Raw genomic sequence first — 17,876 nt, forward strand, 5'->3', positions numbered from 1 at the left:
TTTTGACAGCGGTGTCTCACGCTGACGCTACTGACTCGCCGGTAGCCGTCTCAGCGCCCCGGCCCCGTGCTCCCGGGCTACGTGACGGCGCCCCGCTCCGCGAAGCGCGGCTGCGCCCACTCGCCCGTGGACAGCACCTGACGCAGCGCCTCAGCCGCGTCCCAGACGTCCGCGTGGGAGACGTACAGCGGGGTGAAGCCGAACCGCATGATGTCCGGCTCCCGGAAGTCGCCGATCACGCCGCGGGCGATCAGGGCCTGGACCACCGCGTAGGCCGACGGGTGGCGCAGCGAGATCTGGCTGCCGCGCTCGTCCTCCGCCGGCGGCGTGACCGACTCCAGGCCGAGCGCGTCCGTCAGCCGCAGGAAGAAGGAGGTGAGGCTGAGGCTCTTAACGCGGACCTGCGCGAGGTCCACCTCCGACCAGACGTCGAGCGAGGCCTCCAGACCCGCGAGGCTCAGCAGCGGCGGCGTGCCGGTCAGGAAGCGGCCGATGCCGTCGGCGGGACGGTAGTCGGGGGACATCGCGAACGGGTCCGCGTGGCCGAACCAGCCGCTGAGCGGCTGCCGCGCGTCGTCGTGGTGACGCCGGGCCGCGTAGAGGAACGCGGGCGCGCCGGGGCCGCCGTTGAGGTACTTGTAGCCGCAGCCGACGGCGAAGTCCGCGCCGCACGCGTCGAGGGCGACCGGGAGCGCGCCGACGGAGTGGCACAGGTCCCAGACCATCAGCGCGCCGGCGGCGTGCACCCGCTCGGTGACCGCGGCCATGTCCTGGAGCCGGCCGGTGCGGTAGTCGACGTGGGAGAGGAGCACCACGGCGGTGTCCTCGTCGAGCAGCGCGTCGAGCGTCGGCGCGTCGCGGCCGATCAGCAGCCGCCGTGCGGGAGCGAGGCCCTCGGTCATGTAGAGGTCGGTGGGGAAGCTGCCGACCTCGCTGACGACGGTCGAGCGGCCGGCGTTCAGCCGCAGCGCCGCGCTGAGGACCTTGAACAGGTTCACCGACGTCGAGTCGCAGACGACGACCTGGTCCGGCGCGGCGCCGACCAGCGGGGCGATGCGGTTGCCCAGCCCGCGCGGGAGGTCGTACCAGCCGGCCTCGTTCCAGCTGCGGATCAGGCCTCGGCCCCACTCCTCCTCGACCATGCGGCGCAGCCGCTCCGGCGTGTGTGCCGGAAGCGCGCCGAGGGAGTTCCCGTCGAGGTAGAGGACGTCCTTGGGGAGCGTGAAGCGGTCCCGGAAGCCGCGCAGCGGGTCGACGGCGTCCAGGTCCAGCGCCTCCTGGCGCGTCGGCGCGCCCACGGGGCCGGTCACGTGGCCGGTCACAGGGCGTCCCGCACGGCCCAGAGGTCCGGGAAGACGTCCTGCTCGGCCGCGTGGCGCAGCCAGCTCAGGCCGCTGGACCCGCCGGTGCCGGGCTTGGCGCCCATACAGCGCTTGACCGCCGACAGGTGGCGCTGCCGCCATCGGGTGACCCGCTCGGCGACGTCCATCAGCAGCTCGGCGAGAGCGCACACCTCGTCCTGCTTCGGGTCGGCGTACGCGGCCAGCCATGCGGCGACGGGGGACGAGACGTCCAGGCCGCGCCGCTCGACGTAGGCGAGCGCGTCGTCGTAGAGGCTCGGTGAGTCCAGCGTGCGCCGCAGGTCCGCGAGGACCTCCGGGTGGCCGGCGTACAGGCGCAGCAGCCGCTCGTGCTTGTTGCCGATCAGGAACTCGAGGTGCAGGAACGAGTACGACTGGAAGCCGCTCGCCTCCCCGAGGACCGGCCGGAACGAGTTGAACTCCACCGGGGTCATCGTGGCCAGCAGCTCCCAGGAGTTGACCAGCACGTCCTGCGCGCCCAGGCCGCGGCGCAGCGCGGACATCGCCGCCGGCAGGTCGTCGACGCGAAGGGCCTGCTGCGCGCGGGTCCACTCGTGCCGGATCAGGCCGAAGAGCAGCTCCATCACCTGCGTGGCGACGATGAAGGTGGTCTCGGCCGGCTCCTCGCTGAGCGGGTGCAGCAGCGAGTGCAGGGTGTCGATCCCCGCGTAGGCGGCGTAGGGCGTGGTCGCGGCGGCGAAGTCGACTTTGGGTGTGGTCGGCTCGCTGAGCGTGGATGCGGGCGTCGCAGGCATGGGTGGTCCTCCAGGCGCGGTGGTCGCTTTCATTCTGCTGCGGTTGGCCGTCCCGTTGAATGGGCGACGGGCTGCCCCGGCGGCAAACGGCTTAGCCTGGAAAAGGCGATGAGCCGATTGGCTTAGTGATCGGAAAGTGTGAGGTGAGGGGCGTGCTGGACGCGGTCGACCGGCGCCTGCTGGCGGAGCTGCAGGAGGACGCCCGGCTGTCCTTCAACGAGCTGTCGCGGCGGGTGAACCTGTCCTCCCCCGCGGTGGCCGAGCGGGTCCGGCGCCTGGAGGCGTCCGGCGTGCTGACCGGCTACCACGCCGAGGTCGACCTCAGCCGGGCCGGCCGCGTGGTCTCCGCGCTGGTGCAGGTCCAGTGCTACGGCCCGCGCTGCGTCCTGCGGGACCCGTCGGTCGCGAAGTGGCCGGAGGTGCTGCAGCTGCACCGGGTCACCGGCGGCGCCTGTTGCGTGCTGATGGTGGCGGTCGCCACCATGGCCGAGTTCGAGGAGCTCATCGACCGGCTCGCCGAGTACGGCCAGCCGTCGAGCACAATGATCCTCTCGACCCCGCTGCGCTGGCGGCCGGTCGAGCCGGTCTGAGTTCTGCGGAGGGTCGGTCTGAAGTTCTGCGGAGGGGGAGTGAGCGGGATGGCGGACGAGGAGGCGCTGCGCGCGCTGCGGCTGGAGGCCGACCGCACGCACGCGTACGGGAGCCACCCGGAGCAGGTCGTCGACGTCCTGCTGCCGCGGGGCGGCGGCGATGGCAGCGAGGGCAGGACGCTCGTGGTCCTCTTCCACGGGGGCTTCTGGCGCCCGCGCTGGGACCGCCACCACACCGCGCCGCTCGCCGAGGCGCTGGCGGCCGAGGGCTACCTGGTCGCCGTCCCCGAGTACCGCCGCACGCCCGGCTGGCCGGAGATCTTCGACGACGTGGCGGTCTGCATGGAGACCCTCGCGACGACGGTCGCCGCGGAGGGCCCGCGTCCGTCGCGGACGGTCTACGTGGGCCACTCGGCGGGCGGACACCTGGCCCTGTGGGCGGCGGCCCGCCGCCGTCTCCCGGGGGGCTCGCCGTGGCACTCCGGGGGCCGTCCCGACGCGGTGGTCTCCCTGGCCGGCTGCGCCTCGCTGCGCCTGTGCGACGAATGGAACCTGGGCGGCGGCGCGGCCCGCGCGATGATGGGCGGCGGCGTCGACGTCCTCCCCGCCCGCTACGCGGACTGTGATCCCGCCGCGCTGCTCCCGCTGGGTGTCCCGGTCACCCTCATCCACGGCGCGGACGACGACGACGTCCCGCCGACCATGTCCCGCGCCTACGCCCAGGCCGCCCGCAAGGCCGGCGACGAGACCCACCTCGTGGAGCTCGAGGGCGTCGAGCACTTCGGCGTCATCGACCCGACCTCCCCCGCCTGGCCCCACCTCCTCGCAGCCCTGGAGTCCTGAGCGCCCAGGGGCGCCCGCGCTCGGAACGCGGTTGTGTCGGAGTGCGACGGCTCCGCGGTCGGCGCGCCGCGCCGCTGAGAGCCCGCGTTCTGGGCGGGGGGCGACGGCCCGCGAGGTGCTGCCGGACGACCAGCCCGGCCGCAGGCCGCAGCCGCCTGTCGACACCCCTCCGCGCAGCCGGGGGTCGCCTCAGGTACGCGGCGGCCCAAAGGCCGTTCTGTGCCGAACACGTGAGCTGCGGCTACCCCGTTCGTGGGCATGTCAGTCCCGCTCGTTCGGGGAATACCACCCCCGCGCGCCACCCCCCACCCTGGAAGTGTTGATCCGCACCCAGGGGAGGACCCCAGACATGTCCGTCGACGCTGGTATTGACGCCACGTCAGACAATGCCGCCGAGCAGGGCGCGCAGTCCGCGCTCAACACCGCAGCGGCCAAGAACCTCGCCACCACCACCAAGACACCCCCGCAGATGCAGGGCATCACCTCCCGGTGGCTGCTCAGGATGCTGCCGTGGGTGGAGGTCTCCGGCGGCACCTACCGGGTGAACCGCCGACTGAGCTACGCCACCGGGCGCGGGCGGCTGAGCTTCGCGCAGACGGGGGCGGAGACGCGGATCGTGCCGCCGAGCCTCGTCGAACTGCCGCTGCTGCGCGGCTTCGAGGATCAGGCGCTGCTGGGCGAGCTGGCCTCGCGCTTCGGCCAGCGGGACTTCGAGCAGGGCGAGGTCATCGCCGAGTACGGCGAGGTCGTCGGCCATGTGATGGTGATCGCGCACGGCAAGGTCAACAAGGTGGGCACCGGCAAGTTCGGTGACAGCCAGGCGGTTCTCGGCGTGCTCGCCAACGGCGACCACTTCGGCGACGAGGCGCTGCTGCGCGACGACGCGCTGTGGGAGTACACGGTGAAGGCGGCGACGGCCGGCACGCTGCTGACGCTGCCCCGGCAGGCCTTCGCGGACCTGCTCGGGCGCTCGCCCGAACTGCGGGCCCAGGTCGAGGCGTTCACCGCCGCAGGCGCCGCCTCGCAGGACTCGCACGGCCAGGCGGCGATCGAGCTCGCGGCGGGCCACGACGGCGAGCCCGAGCTGCCCGGCACCTTCGTCGACTACGAACTCGCCCCGCGCGAGTACGACCTGAGCGTCGCCCAGACCGTGCTGCAGGTGCACACGCGCGTGGCCGATCTCTACAACAAGCCGATGAACCAGATCGAGCAGCAGCTCAAGCTGACCATCGAGGCCCTGCGCGAACGCCAGGAGCACGAGATGATCAACAACCGCGAGTTCGGCCTGCTGCACAACGCCGACCACGACCAGCGCCTGCAGACCCACGGCGGCCCGCCCACCCCGGACGACATGGACGAGCTGCTGGCCCGGCGTCGCGGCAACAAGTTCTTCCTGGCGCACCCGCGGGCCATCGCGGCCTTCGGGCGCGAGTGCAACAGGCGCGGCCTCTACCCGGAGTCGGTCGACGTCGCGGGCGACCGGATCCCGTCCTGGCGCGGCGTGCCGATCTTCCCCTGCAACAAGATCCCGATCAACGGCGGGCACACCAGCTCGATCCTGGTGATGCGTACCGGGGAGGACGAGCAGGGCGTCGTCGGCCTGCACCAGACGGGCCTGCCGGACGAGTACGAGCCCAGCCTCTCGGTCCGGTTCATGGGCATCAACGAGCGGGCCGTCATCCAGTACCTGGTGAGCGCCTACTACTCGTGCGCCGTGCTCGTCCCCGACGCACTCGGGGTCCTGGAGAACGTCGAGGTCGCCCGGCCGCGCGGCTGAGCGGGGAAGGGGAGCCAAGGGGGGCATGTGAGCTGGACCGACGCGCTCATCCTCTTCGGAACGCTGCTGGTCTGCGCGATCGCGCTCTGGCTGCTGCAGCACTTCGTCCCGCACCGGATGCGGGAGTCGCACAACGACGTGGCGGGATTCATCTTCGCGGCCGTCGGCGTGCTCTACGCGGTACTGCTGGCCTTCGTGGTCGTCGCGGTCTGGCAGAACGTGGACTCCGCGCGGCAGACCACGTTCAAGGAGGCCGACGCCCTGGCCGGCGTGTACTGGATCTCCCGGGAGCTGCCGCTCCCGGTGGGGTCGCAGGTCGAGCACGACACGCTGGAGTACGCGACGACCGTCCAGGGCACCGAATGGCCGTTGCTGGCCAAGCACCGGAGCAGTCCGCAGGCCACCCAGCTGGTCTACGACATGCGTTCGAAGATCTTCGGGTTCACCCCGACCGACGCACGGCAGCAGGTGCTCTACGAGCACGCCGTGTCCCACGTCGAGGACCTGGCCTCGGAGCGACGGGCCCGGTTGACCGAGGTCGACGACTCGGTGCCGACCATCATGTGGGTCGCGCTGATCGCCGGGGGCCTGCTGACCGTCGCGTTCACCTATCTCTTCGGGCTGTCCAACACGCTGGCCCACGGCCTGATGGTGCTGACGCTCACCGCCCTGGTCGTGGTCTCGCTGCTGCTGATCAAGGAGATGGACTTCCCGTTCACCGGCGTCACGAGGGTCGAACCGACGGCCTTCGAAGTGTTCCTCAGCCGGCTGCCACCGCCGCGTTGACCCGCGGCGTAGGCCGGCTGGCCGCCACGTCGAAAGGAGGAGGAGAAAGAGGACAGCTGCTGTCCTAGTTCGGATCTACTGTGGGGACCACGGAAGTTCGAGAGCCAGCCAGCCGAGAGAACCGAGGTGGTCCCCATGCCGACCGTCGTCAACGCCGAGTCCGACGAGCGCGAAGCCCTGCTGAACTTCGTCGAGGCGCAGCGCGCCGCCGTCCGGCGCGCAGTCGGCGGCCTCACCCGCGAGCAGCTGACGGCCCGTCCGACCTTCAGTGAGCTCAGCCTCGGCGGCCTGGTCAAGCACCTGGCCGAGGTCGAGAGCAACTGGACCCGGGTGATCCTGGCCGGACGCGAGCCGCTGGTGGAACGCGAGATGAGCTCCTGGAGTGACTCCTTCCGGTTGCTCGACGGCGAGGAGATCGCCGACATGCTGAAGTTCTGGGACGACGTCGCCGCCGAGACCGCCGAGATCGTCGGGGCCCTGCCGGACCTCGACGTCACCGTCCCGCTGCCGGACCGGCCGTGGAACCCGAAGGGCGCGCGCCGCTCCGCCCGCTGGATCCTGCTCCACCTGGTCGAGGAGATCGGCCGCCACGCCGGCCATGCCGACTTCCTGCGCGAGGCGACCGACGGCGCCACCGCCTTCTCGCTGCTCAGCCCGGAGCAGCTGCGCCCGAACGACTGAGCCGTCGACAACGAGAAGCCCCCGGCGAAAGCCGGGGGCTTCTCGTTTGCCGCACGCCCTGTAACGTCCGGCGCGGCTCATCGCGTCGAAGGGGCGTAAGGGAAGCGGCGGGAGCCGACACGGCGGAGGCAGGGGCACGGATGAGGGCGGCGGACGAGCAGGACTACCTGGACTTCGCCACCGCGCGGGTGGGGGCGCTGTACCGGTCGGCGAGCCTGCTCACCACGGGCGATCCGCACCTCGCCGAGGATCTGGTGCAGGAGACGCTCGGGCGGATGTACGTCCACTGGCGTCACGTGTCCGTCGCGGACAACCCGGCGGCGTACGCGCACACCGTGCTGGTCCGCGTCTTCCTCAGCCATCGGCGCCGCCGCAGTTCGGCGGAGCAGCCCACCGGTGCGTTGCCGGAGGGGGTGGCGACCGAGGAGGACGCCACCCTGCGACTGACCCTGCTCGATGCGCTGGCCCGCCTCGGTCCGCGCGACCGGGCGGTGCTGGTGCTGCGCTACTGGGAGGACCGCAGCGTCGAGGAGACGGCCCGCGCCCTGCGGTCCTCCGCCGGCGCGGTGAGGACGCAGAGTTCACGTGCGCTCGGCCGTCTCCGCTCGATCCTCGGCGACTCCCTCCCGGACCTCACGCGTTCATGACGTCAATGCAGAAATGGTGGCAGCCATGTCCTTTGAAGACAGGTTCGCGCAGTCGCTGCGCGACACGGGGGAGGAGCTCACCCCCCACGACCTGACCCGGATCGTCAACGGCGGTGTCGCCGACGGCCGCAGGCGCCGTCGCCGCCGCAACGCGGCCGTCGTGGGCGGCTCCGCGGCGCTCGCCCTCGTGGCCGTCGGCGCGGCAGTGGTGCCGTCGCTGACGGGCGCCGCGCAGCCCCGCGAGGCCGTCGGCCCGGCGGCCCGGCCGTCGATGTCCCTCGCCGCCTCCGGCGCGCCGGTGAGCGCCAACACCCGGGCCCAGCAGATGGTCACGACCCTGGAGAGCCTGCTGCCGAAGGACGGGAGGATCACCGATGCGGTCGGCCGCTGGGTCCTCCCCGATTCCGGCACCCACCCGATGACCGCGCCCCTGGCCTCGCTCGTGTACGACGACGGCAAGGGGGCCTCCTCGATCGAGCTGGCGCTGGCCCGCTACCCGAAGGGCGACGCGCAGCTGCCCACCTGCGGGGACCCCGCGTACGTCCCCAACGACGTGTGCCACGTCTACCAGCTGCCCGGCGGCGGCCGGCTGCTGATCGACCAGGGCTACGAGTACCCCTCGCGCGGCAGCGGCACCAAGGACTGGCACGCGGTGCTGGACCTGCCGGACGGCTCCCATGTCGAGATGGACGAGTGGAACGCCGCGGCGGAGAAGGGCAGCGGCGTCACCCGCGCGACGCCCCCGCTCTCCCCCGAGCAGCTGAGGGCCATCGTCACCAGCAAGGCGTGGCAGCCGCTGCTGGCGGCGGTGCCGAAGCCGAAGCCATACAGCAAGCTCGGCTAGCCTGGGCGGATGCCGCTGAGCATCCGCCGCTACCGCCCGGAGGACCGGGAGGACCTGTACGAGATCTGCGTCCGCACCGGGGACAACGGTGCGGACGCGAGCTCCCTGTACCCGGACCCCCGGATCCTGCCGGACATCTTCGTCGGCCCGTACCTCGCGCAGGAGCCCGAACTGGCGTACGTCGTGGCCGACGAGGCGGGCCGGGCGCTCGGCTACGTCCTCGGGACGGCCGACACCCGGCGGTTCGTCGCCCGATACCTGGAGGAGTGGCTCCCGGCCGTCGCGGGCCGCTACCCCGACGACCGGGACGGGCGGGGCCACGAGCTGCGCCACCCCGAGGCGATGCTCGCCACAGGCGTCGACGGCTACCCCGCCCACCTGCACATCGACCTGCTCCCCGAGGCCCAGGGGCAGGGTTTCGGGCGGGAGTTGATGCGCGTCTTCCTCGCCGCCCTGCGCGAGCGCGCCGTGCCGCGGGTCCAACTCGGCATGGGCGCCGCCAACCACGCGGCCCGCGCGTTCTACGACCGGCTCGGCTTCGAGGAGCTGGCGCGGCCCACGCCCCGCCTCGTGGTGCTGGGCCGCACCACGGCCGAGGACGGCCTCACGGCACGCGCGGGAAGCGGGACTTCAGCTCCCAGAAGGTGAGGTTGTGGTCCAGCTCCTCGTGCAGGTCGACCAGGTCGGCGAGCAGGTCCTGCAGGAAGTCCCGCGCCTCGCGGCGCAGTACCCCGTGGTCGACGATCAGCGGGCGTTCGTCGCGGATCCAGTCCGCGCGCAGCTCGACCCAGTCGCCGCGGCGGGAGAAGCGCAGGCGGTCGGTGGACTCGGTGAAGTCCAGCTCGGCGCGGGGCGTCCGCAGCCCCGGCAGCACCTTGTCCAGCTCCTCGACGATGTCGCACAGCGCCCAGGCGAAGTCCAGCACCGGCACCCACCCCCACCGGGTGGACAGGTCACGGCCGTCCTCGCCCTCGACGAACACGTCCCCGCAGAACAGGTCGTGCCGCAGCACCCGGGCGGGCGCGGTCGCGTAGTCCGTCTGCGGCGGGTCGGGGAAACGGGGGGACAGGGAGTAGCCGAGCTCGATCACCACTCGATTAAACCCCTCGCGCGTTCCGGGCGGACGGCGGGATCATGTGAGCCATGTCCGTGAATCCTGTGGCCGTCAGCGTCCGGGGCGTCGTCGTACCCGACGCCGAGCTGCAGTGGCGCTTCTCCCGGTCCTCCGGACCGGGGGGCCAGCACGTCAACACCAGCGACAGCCAGGTCGAGCTCCGCTACCCGCTCGCCGCGAGCGCCGCGCTGCCCCCGGTCTGGCGCGAGCGCGCGCTGGAGCGGCTGGCCGGCCGCCTCGTCGACGGCGCCGTCGTGGTCCGCGCCTCGGAGCACCGCTCCCAGTGGCGCAACCGGGAGGCGGCGGCGGTCCGCATGTCCGCCCTGCTGGCGGAGGCCGTCGCCCCGCCCCCGCGCGCCCGCCGCGCGACGAAGCCCAGCCGCGGCATGGTGGAACGCCGCCTCGAGAACAAGCGCCGCACCGCGGAGCGCAAGCGCACCCGCGGCTCCGTCCGCGACTTCTGAGAGTCGCACGACCCGAGGTAGCACCATCCGGGGGTGCGAGGAACCCACCCCGGGAGGATGGCCCTGCTCGCTCGGGATCTGACTCCCCAGGGTGGCTTGTCGCGCAGTTCCTCGCACTTCCGGGGTGGTGCCACGGGACGTGGGTGCCGCTGCTAGCCCAAGTGCCGGTACTGGCCGCGGAAGTACATGAGGGGGCCGCCCGTCGGCGCGCCGACGCGGGCCTCGAGGACGTGGCCGAGGACGAGGATGTGGTCGCCGGCGGGTATGCGGTCCACCGTGCGGCACTCGACGGTGGCCAGCGCGCCGGTGACCAGCGGGGCGCCGCTGGCCGCGCCGCGGGTGTGGGGGACCTCGGCGAAGAGCAGGCGGTCGCTGACGCGGCCCTTCATCGCGAACCGCGCGGCGGTCGTGCGCTGGTCGGCGGAGAGGATCGACACCGCCCAGCGGTCCACGCGGGAGAGGACCTCCTCCATCCGGGAGTCCTCGCGCACGGAGACCAGCACCATCGGCGGGTCGAGTGAGACCGAGAGGAACGCCGTCGCGGTCATGCCGACGTCCTCCCCCCGCGGGCCCTCCTCGAGGTCGTGGGCGGTCACCAGGACGACGCCGGAGGCCAGCTGGCCCAGGGCGGCCCGGAACTCCTCCGGGGAGGCCTCAGGGCCGTCCAGCGCATCGGCGGGGACGGAGGTGGCGGTGGTGGCTGCGGCGTCGTACACGTAGGGCACGCTATCTGCGGTCGCCCTCGGCTCGCATCGGACCTTGGGCTTAGGACGGGCGTCTGATTGCTCACGTTGCGGAGGCGCAGCGGAGCGAACTGCGGTTCGATCAAGGATTACACACGTCAGACGTGTGAGTTGAGTCACAAGTGGCATCGATTTGCTGACCCAGAGTGTCTATTGATGTGCACCCTGTGATTCAGTTTGTCTGGCAGTCCGACCATCTGCGCGCAGCATTCCGCAGTACCGTCGGACGCAGCCGTCGAGGGAGGGAGGCAAGGCGATGGAAACCGAGCCGGAGCCCTACGTCCGTCTCGCGACCCTGCGTACCCTCCACCGCGTCATCGCCGACCTGAACGCCGCCCGCAGCCTCGCCGGGACGTTGCAGGCCGTGGTCGAGGGGGCGGTCACCGGCCTCGGCTTCAACAGCGCCGTGGTCAACATGGTCCGGCCCGACGGTGATCTGGTCGTGGCCGCCGTGTGGGAGCTCGGCGTCGAGGGGGAGGCCGACGAGGGCATCAACAGCCTCCTCGGCCAGATCGGCTCGCGCGAGTCCTGGAACCGCCTGCTCAACGCGGGCGACGGCTGGGGGAGCCTGGTCTTCGTGCCGCACGACCGCGGCTGGGCCAGGCCGGTGGACATACCGATCTGGGGCGGCGGCCAGGCCTTCGTGCCGGCCGGCGCCTGGCACCCGGACGACATGCTGCTCGCCCCGATGTACAGCTTCGGCGGCGAGCTCCTCGGCGTGCTCTCCGTGGACCGCCCGCGCAACGGGCGGCGTCCGGGGCCGTGGACCCGCGAGGCGCTGGAGATGTTCGCCCAGCAGGCCGGCATCGCCATCGGCAACGCCCGGCTGCGCGCCGAGATGCAGCGCGCGCTGGTCCGCCTGGAGCGCGAGCAGCAGGCGCTGGGCGCCAGCGAGGAGAGCTACCGGCAGGCCTTCGAGTTCGCGCCCACCGGCATGGCCATCACCGAACTGCACGGGGAGTCCCGCGGGCAGCTGACCCGCGTGAACGACTCGCTGTGCCGACTGCTCGGCCGTTCGAGATCCTCGTTGCACCGGCAGTCCTTCGCCGAGCTGGTCCACCCGGAGGACGCGGGCCGGCTGCGGGGCATCGCCACCGAGAACGGCCGCGCCGAGGTCCGGCTCGCCCGTCGCGACGGCGGCTGGCTCTGGGTGAACCTGCGCAACTCGGTGATCTCCGACGCGGTCGAGGGTGCGGTCTACCTGCTGACCCACGTCGAGGACATCGAGGACCGCAAGCGGCACGAGCTCCAGCTGGCCCACCGGGCCAGCCACGACGCCCTGACCGGCCTGCCCAACGCCGCCGAGCTCAAGGCGCGGCTGCGGATGCGGCTGTGCGACCACCCGGGCTCCCTCCCGGCCGTCGCGCAGCGCCCCGGAGGCCTGGGCGGCTTCGGCGGCTACGACGCCTACGACCCGTACGACCCGCACGAGGTGCCGGGCGGCTACGAGGCGCCGGGCGGCTACGAGGTGCCCGGCGCGATGGCGGAGCAGAGCTGGCCGGAGGGTCACGGCGGGTTCGCCGACCACGGCGGGCTCGGTTCCGGCGGGCTGGCCGGGGCGCTGGGCGGGGGCCCGGCGGTCGACCCGGGCCGCGGCCACGCCTACGGACACCCGGCCGTCGCCGACGGCGGCTACGACCACGTCCACGCCGTCCCGCCGGACGAGGGCGGCAACGGACCGCAGGCGGGGCGGGCGCTGGCGGTGCTCTTCTGCGACCTCAACGGCTTCAAGGGCATCAACGACCGCCACGGCCACGCGGCGGGCGACGCGACGCTGATCGAGGTCGCCCAGCGCCTGCAGAACGCGGTGCGCGAGGGCGACACGGTGGCCCGCATGGGCGGCGACGAGTTCGTCGTCCTGGCCGACGGCGTCGACCGCGCCCGCGCCAAGGACCTCGCCGACCGGCTCCGCACCGCGATCGCCCCGCCGATCCGCTGGGACAACCGGACCCTGCGGGTCGGCGTGAGCATAGGCATCGGCTGGGCGGGTTGCGGTATGAGCATCGACGAGGTGCTCCACACCGCCGACGAGCTCATGTACGTCGAGAAGCGCGCCCGCGCGAACGGCGGCCGCTCCCACCGCCGCGCGGGTTGATTCCCGGCCGGAACCGCCCGGCGGCCTGCGCCGTCCCAGCAGTGACCGGTAGCCTGCGCACGCTAGTGGAACCGCGCCCTCCTCCGCTCCGTCCTTACCGTCGTGTCACCCAGTCGGGGTAGTCTGCGGTGGATACGCGTGCCTGTGGTGCGGTACTCCGGGCGCGGAAGCCGACCATGCACGTATATCCACGGATCACGACTCGGGGGTAGAGGACTCGATGACAGCCGAGAACAACGGCGTGCCCGAGGACGACGACCCGTTCGCGTACCTCTACCGGGCAGAGAACGGCGAGGAGGGCGGAGCTGCCCCCACGCAGCCGATGCCCGGCGTTCCGCGTACCTCGTACCAGCAGGCCACACAGGTCGGCCGGGTCCAGTACGGCCAGTCCGGCTACGGCGGCCAGCAGGGCTACGGTCAGCAACAGGGCGCGTACGGTCAGCAGCAGGGCTACGGCCAGCCGCAGGGCGGTGGCTACTCCGGCGTTCCGCACCAGGGGCAGCCCCCGGTCGGCGGCGGTCGCGCCGCGGCGCGCTCGGGAGGCGGCTCCGGCGGCACCTCGCGTGGTGTGATGATCGGCGGGGTGGCGGTCGTGGCCGCGGTCGCGATCGGCATCGGCATGGCGCTGTTCAACGGCGGCAACGGCGGCAAGAACAACGCGGGCTCCGGCGGCAGTATCTCCGCTTCGACGGCGCCCACCGGCAGCTCATCAGCCTCAGCCTCGGCCGCGACCACGCTCCCCGGCGTCACCGACGCGTCGACGATGATCCTCAACGGCACCGCCCCGGTCACCACCCCGGCGGGGGCCAAGTCGGCGGGCGGCAAGTCGGTGCCGATCACCAACGGGCAGCAGAGCATCGGCTGGAAGGTCAACATCCCGACCGCGGGTCAGTACTACGTGCACATCCGCTACAACAACCCGGGCGGCAACTCCAGCGACCTGCTGCTGGTCAACGGCCAGAAGAGCCGCCAGACCGACTTCAGGAACTACGGCGGCACCGACCCGTCGCAGACGTGGTTCCACACCTACAACCAGCCGGACCTCCCGGCTGGCCCGGTCACCATCACGATCCAGGGCGTCGACGGTCAACCGCCGGTCGACATCGACCAGATGACCATCACCACCTCGAGCGCCAACCCCTGGGGCTGACCCGGTCAGCGCAGACGATCCGGCCCGCGCTCCCCCCTCGGAAGCGCGGGCCACTTGTGTTCACGGGCCGTCAGTTGGCCACCGGCACACGCTCTGTGAGCTGGTCCGCCCCGACCGCCCAGCGGCCGCGGCGCATGACGGCGACCACGTCGAGCTGCGCGTCCAGGACCACCAGGTCCGCCCGCTTGCCGACCTCCAGGGAGCCGATCCGGTCCGAAAGGCCCAGTCGCCGTGCGGGGTTGAGCGAGAGCATCCGACTGACGGTCTCCAACGGCAGGCCGTTGACCGTCACCGCGCGCCGGAAGGCGACGTCCAGCGTCAGCGTGGAGCCCGCGATCGAGCCGCCCTCGGCGAGGCGGGCGACGCCGTCGCGCACCTGCACCGCCATCGGGCCGAGCATGTAGTCCCCGTCGCCGAAGCCGGCGGCGTCCATCGCGTCGGTCACCAGCGCGACGCGCTCCGCGCCCGCGCCGCGGAAGGCGAGGTCGACCACGGCCGGGTGCAGGTGCACGCCGTCGCCGATCAGCTCGACGGTGACCCGCTCGTCCTCCAGCAGGGCCGCGATCGGGCCGGGGGCCCGGTGCGCCAGGCCCGGCATCGCGTTGAAGAGGTGCGTGGCGACCGTCGCGCCTGCCTCGATGCCGGCCATGGTCTTGTCGTAGGACGCGTCGGTGTGGCCGATAGCCGCGATGACGCCGCGCTCGGCGAGCAGCCGGATCGACTCGATGCCGCCCTCCAGCTCGGGGGCGAGCGTGACCATCCGCGCCGCGCCGCGCGCGGCGTCCACCAGCTTGCGGACCATCGCCGGGTCCGGGTCGCGCAGCAGGTCCGGCTCGTGGGCGCCGCAGCGGTTGGTGCTGATGAACGGGCCCTCGAAGTGGATGCCCGCGAGCACCCCGTCCTCGACCAACTCGCTGAGCAGGGAAGCCTGTCGGCACAGGTCGTCGATCTCGCCGGTGACGGTGGAGGCGACGGTCGTGGTGGTGCCGTGCGCGAGGTGCGTGTGGGCCGCCTTGATGACCTGCTCGGCGGTGCCGGAGTGGTAGGACTCCCCGCCGCCGCCGTGGACGTGCATGTCCACGAACCCGGGGACCACGGTGAATCCGGTGAGGTCGAGAGCGGGTGCCGCGCCGTCCGGAGGGCTGACCGGTGCCGCGATCTCGGTGATCACGCCGTTCTCCACGGCGATCTTGCCGTTCTCGACGACGCCGGTGGGCAGGACGAGCCTGGCCCCGGCCAGCACAGTGCGATCCGCGTTGCTCACGCGGTCACCTCCAGTGAGAGCAGGTCCCAGGCGAGGAGTCCCGCGCCCAGGCATGCGGCGGTGTCTTTGAGCATCGCCTGTAGGAGCGCGGGTGGCACCTGGAACGACAGGCGTTCGGTCACCGCCGCGCGCAGGGGTGCGAAGAGGGTGTCGCCGGCCTCGGCCAGGCCACCGCCGATGATCACGGTGCCGGTGTCCAGCAGGGTGTGCGCCATGACCAGTCCGTCGGCGAGCGCGGCGACGGCCTCGGTCCACACCGCGACCGCGCGCGGGTCGTCCCCGGCGACCGCGCGGGCGCAGTCGGCGGCGGTGGCGTCGGGCTCGCCGCATGCGGCGGCCCAGGCGCGGCCGACGGCGGACGCGGAGGCGATGGTCTCCAGGCAGCCGCGCGACCCGCATCCGCAGGCGGGCCCGCCGGCGCGGACCATGACGTGACCGATCTCGCCGCCGTTGCCGTGGGAGCCGGCCTCGATCCGCCCGTCGATGCCGATGCCGCCGGCGATGCCGGTGCCGAGCGCGACGAACAGGAAGCGGGAGACCCCGCGTCCCGCGCCGAGCTTGCCCTCGGCCAGCGCCCCCGTGCGCACGTCGTGCCCGAGCGCGACGGGGACGCCGAGCCGCTCACCGAGCAGCTTGCGCATGGGCAGGTCGCGCCAGCCGAGGTTGGCGGAGAACAGGGCCACGCCCTCGGCCTCGTCGATGGTGCCGGGCACCACGACGCCGGCCGCCCGTGCGGTCTCCCCGAAACGCCGGCGGCCCTCGTCGCGCAGTTCGGCGGCGAAGTCCATGATCCCGGCGACCACGGCGGAGGGACCGTGCTCGCGCCCCGTGGGGCGGCGGTCCTCGTACAGGAGCGTTCCGTCGGGGGCGACCAGCGCGGCCTTCATGCCGGTCCCGCCGACATCGAGAGCGATGACGTGCTTCACGACGCAGCAGTCTCCCTCGTTAGGGCGGCAGAGGTCTAGTCCAGTTTGCAGATTGGTCTGGTCCATGGCCAGACCCGGTACCGCTGACGGCGCACTATGTCACAGAGTACCCGATTTGCGTCCTCTGATTACGGAGAGTGTTCGAAGTCGATCGACGCTCTGACCTGCGCACATGCAATGGACTGGACCTTGGTGGTCTAGACCAACAAGAAGTGCAGGTGATGGCCGTTTCGTTTAGGCAAGAGGGTTCGGGAAAACAATTCGAAGAAGTTGCCCTGCGGTCACTGAGGGAAACCTGACGTGACGTCAATGCGTATCGATCGGCGAAGTTTGGAGTTGTGTGTCCGTTTTGTCGTTGCGCAGGGTGCAACGACGACCAGCTTTTCGGTAAATGGTGTAGACCTCTTGAGCGGGAGCTGGCCAGACTGACCGTCACACCGGGACGGCAGGTCCTCTCGGCCGGCCGGCGGTGCCCCCACCTCCGCCGACCGCCTCCTCCGTCCTCCACACTTTGCGAAGGCGGTAGGTTTTCTTGAAGCGTCGTGTGCTCGCCCTCACAGCCATCGGTGTCGCCGGACTCATGTCGCTGACGGCGTGCGGCAGCAGCAGCTCGTCCTCCTCCGGGTCCTCCGGCGGCAACGTCACCATCAAGCTGCTGGCCGCCGACTACGGCACCGCCGGCACGTCGAACAGCACCCAGGCCTACTGGCAGGGTCTCGCGGACACCTTCCACAAGACCCACCCGAATATCACCGTGCAGGTGCAGACCATCGCCTGGACCAACTGGGCCCAGGTCGCGACGATGATCCAGGACAAGCAGTACCCGGACATCCTCGAGGGCGACGCACCGCAGCAGTTCGCCGCCGACGGCCTGCTGTACAAGCTGACCGACATCATGTCGTCCAGCACGATCAGCAACCTGATCCCGGTCTTCGCCAAGCAGGAGGACGGCACCGACGGCGTCGCCTACGGCGCCCCGTTCACCACCAGCGCCCGCGGCCTGTTCTACAACAAGAAGCTGTTCACGGCCGCCAAGATCGCAAACCCGCCGCAGACCTGGGCCGACATCCAGAACGACGCCGCCAAGATCAAGGCGCTCGGCGGCGGCGACATCGGCTACGGCCTGCCGCTCGGCCCCGAGGAGGCCCAGGGCGAGTCCTACCTGTGGATGCTTGGCAACGGCGGCGGTTATGTCGACTCCACGGGCAAGTACGCGATCAACCAGCCCGCCAACGTGCAGACCTTCCAGTTCCTGAACGCCCTGGTCAAGGCCGGCGACACCGAGCCCGGCCCGGCGAGCACCAACCGCCAGCAGATGTGGGACGCCTTCGCGGCCGGCCAGGTCGGCATGGTCGGCGGCTCCGGCGCGCTGATCCCGGACATCGTCAAGAACGGCAAGCTGACCACCTCCGACTACGGCGTGGTCCCGATGCCGGGCAAGAGCGCTCCGCTCACCCAGACCCTGGGCGTCCACGACGACGTCGTCGGCTTCAAGCAGGGCGGCCACGCGGACCAGATCAAGCAGTTCCTGGACTTCGTCTACTCCGACCAGAACCAGATCACGTTCGACCAGGAGTACGACCTGCTGCCCGCCACCACCTCGGCCTCCGCGGCGCTCTCCGCCAAGGACCCGGTCGCGGCCGGCTTCCTGAAGAACGTCCCGAACTCCGTGGTCTACCCGTCGAACACCAACTGGAACACGGTGCTGGCCAAGCTCAAGCAGACCCTTGGCACCGCCGCGTCGGACAACGCGTCCCAGGTCCTGAACAGCCTGCAGAACTTCGCCACCAGCAACCAGTAATCCGCAATCCGCACTGCCGGCGGCCGGCCGGCGGG

General features: G+C 71.8%; 18 protein-coding genes. 12 read left to right on the forward strand and 6 right to left on the reverse strand.

The window, feature by feature from the left end; genetic code table 11:
- Positions 1-77 precede the first annotated feature (77 nt).
- Both kynU and TR48_RS06300 read right to left on the reverse strand, forming a co-directional pair.
- A complete protein-coding gene (gene kynU, locus TR48_RS06295; protein ID WP_236652036.1) occupies positions 78-1,322 on the reverse strand; it encodes a kynureninase in 1,245 nt (414 codons plus the stop codon).
- Positions 1,319-2,116, reverse strand: coding sequence for a tryptophan 2,3-dioxygenase (locus TR48_RS06300; protein WP_042364910.1), 798 nt, complete (start codon positions 2,114-2,116; stop codon positions 1,319-1,321). The genes kynU and TR48_RS06300 overlap by 4 nt, the downstream gene beginning before the upstream one ends.
- Before the next feature lie 152 nt (positions 2,117-2,268).
- Between TR48_RS06300 and TR48_RS06305 the strand changes: the two genes are divergently transcribed.
- From TR48_RS06305 to TR48_RS06340, 8 genes are all read left to right on the forward strand, one after another.
- Positions 2,269-2,706, forward strand: a complete 438-nt coding sequence (locus tag TR48_RS06305; protein WP_084728896.1) for an Lrp/AsnC family transcriptional regulator — start codon at positions 2,269-2,271, stop codon at positions 2,704-2,706.
- Positions 2,707-2,754: 48 nt separating this feature from the next.
- Positions 2,755-3,549 carry an alpha/beta hydrolase gene (locus tag TR48_RS06310; protein WP_042364911.1) on the forward strand — a complete coding sequence of 265 codons (795 nt, stop codon included), beginning with the start codon at positions 2,755-2,757 and terminating at the stop codon, positions 3,547-3,549.
- Between the two features lie 349 nt (positions 3,550-3,898).
- Positions 3,899-5,326 (forward strand): family 2B encapsulin nanocompartment shell protein, encoded by a 1,428-nt coding sequence (locus TR48_RS06315; RefSeq protein ID WP_042364912.1) that lies wholly within the window; start codon positions 3,899-3,901, stop codon positions 5,324-5,326.
- Between the two features lie 27 nt (positions 5,327-5,353).
- The gene (locus TR48_RS06320; protein WP_042364913.1) at positions 5,354-6,112 is read left to right on the forward strand and encodes a bestrophin-like domain; all 759 of its coding nucleotides are present in this window, start codon (positions 5,354-5,356) and stop codon (positions 6,110-6,112) included.
- Positions 6,113-6,247: 135 nt separating this feature from the next.
- Positions 6,248-6,793: a DinB family protein gene (locus TR48_RS06325; RefSeq protein ID WP_042364914.1), complete on the forward strand. Its 546-nt coding sequence runs from the start codon at positions 6,248-6,250 to the stop codon at positions 6,791-6,793.
- A gap of 140 nt (positions 6,794-6,933) precedes the next feature.
- Positions 6,934-7,440 (forward strand): SigE family RNA polymerase sigma factor, encoded by a 507-nt coding sequence (locus tag TR48_RS06330; RefSeq protein WP_042364915.1) that lies wholly within the window; start codon positions 6,934-6,936, stop codon positions 7,438-7,440.
- Positions 7,441-7,465: 25 nt separating this feature from the next.
- Positions 7,466-8,284 carry a hypothetical protein gene (locus TR48_RS06335; RefSeq protein ID WP_052442438.1) on the forward strand — a complete coding sequence of 273 codons (819 nt, stop codon included), beginning with the start codon at positions 7,466-7,468 and terminating at the stop codon, positions 8,282-8,284.
- 9 nt (positions 8,285-8,293) lie between these two features.
- A complete protein-coding gene (locus TR48_RS06340; protein ID WP_042364916.1) occupies positions 8,294-8,932 on the forward strand; it encodes a GNAT family N-acetyltransferase in 639 nt (212 codons plus the stop codon).
- Here TR48_RS06340 and TR48_RS06345 read toward each other — a convergent pair.
- Complete coding sequence (locus TR48_RS06345) at positions 8,889-9,374, reverse strand: hypothetical protein (RefSeq protein ID WP_042365024.1); 486 nt, start codon at positions 9,372-9,374, stop codon at positions 8,889-8,891. The two genes, TR48_RS06340 and TR48_RS06345, sit on opposite strands and share 44 nt — an antisense overlap.
- Positions 9,375-9,427: 53 nt before the next feature.
- Between TR48_RS06345 and arfB the strand changes: the two genes are divergently transcribed.
- Positions 9,428-9,862, forward strand: coding sequence for an alternative ribosome rescue aminoacyl-tRNA hydrolase ArfB (arfB, locus tag TR48_RS06350; protein ID WP_042364917.1), 435 nt, complete (start codon positions 9,428-9,430; stop codon positions 9,860-9,862).
- 152 nt (positions 9,863-10,014) lie between these two features.
- Here the strand turns inward: arfB and TR48_RS06355 are convergent, their stop codons facing one another.
- The gene (locus TR48_RS06355) at positions 10,015-10,587 is read right to left on the reverse strand and encodes a flavin reductase family protein (protein ID WP_439654442.1); all 573 of its coding nucleotides are present in this window, start codon (positions 10,585-10,587) and stop codon (positions 10,015-10,017) included.
- Positions 10,588-10,861: 274 nt separating this feature from the next.
- Here TR48_RS06355 and TR48_RS06360 point away from each other — a divergent pair, with 274 nt between their 5' ends.
- Together TR48_RS06360 and TR48_RS06365 are read left to right on the forward strand one after the other, a co-directional pair.
- Positions 10,862-12,700 (forward strand): GGDEF domain-containing protein, encoded by a 1,839-nt coding sequence (locus TR48_RS06360; RefSeq protein ID WP_042364918.1) that lies wholly within the window; start codon positions 10,862-10,864, stop codon positions 12,698-12,700.
- A gap of 220 nt (positions 12,701-12,920) precedes the next feature.
- Positions 12,921-13,850 carry a carbohydrate-binding protein gene (locus TR48_RS06365; RefSeq protein WP_052442439.1) on the forward strand — a complete coding sequence of 310 codons (930 nt, stop codon included), beginning with the start codon at positions 12,921-12,923 and terminating at the stop codon, positions 13,848-13,850.
- Positions 13,851-13,920: 70 nt separating this feature from the next.
- Here TR48_RS06365 and nagA read toward each other — a convergent pair whose 3' ends face one another.
- Both nagA and TR48_RS06375 read right to left on the reverse strand, forming a co-directional pair.
- Entirely contained in the window at positions 13,921-15,114 is a 1,194-nt protein-coding gene (nagA, locus tag TR48_RS06370) for an N-acetylglucosamine-6-phosphate deacetylase (RefSeq protein WP_042364919.1), read from the reverse strand.
- Positions 15,111-16,040 carry an ROK family protein gene (locus TR48_RS06375; protein ID WP_042364920.1) on the reverse strand — a complete coding sequence of 310 codons (930 nt, stop codon included), beginning with the start codon at positions 16,038-16,040 and terminating at the stop codon, positions 15,111-15,113. The genes nagA and TR48_RS06375 overlap by 4 nt, the downstream gene beginning before the upstream one ends.
- Before the next feature lie 532 nt (positions 16,041-16,572).
- Between TR48_RS06375 and TR48_RS06380 the strand changes: the two genes are divergently transcribed.
- Positions 16,573-17,841, forward strand: a complete 1,269-nt coding sequence (locus tag TR48_RS06380) for an extracellular solute-binding protein (protein WP_052442440.1) — start codon at positions 16,573-16,575, stop codon at positions 17,839-17,841.
- The last annotated feature ends 35 nt before the right edge of the window (positions 17,842-17,876 follow it).

It is taken from the genome of Streptacidiphilus neutrinimicus (assembly GCF_000787815.1).
Taxonomy (GTDB): Bacteria; Actinomycetota; Actinomycetes; order Streptomycetales; family Streptomycetaceae; genus Streptacidiphilus; species Streptacidiphilus neutrinimicus.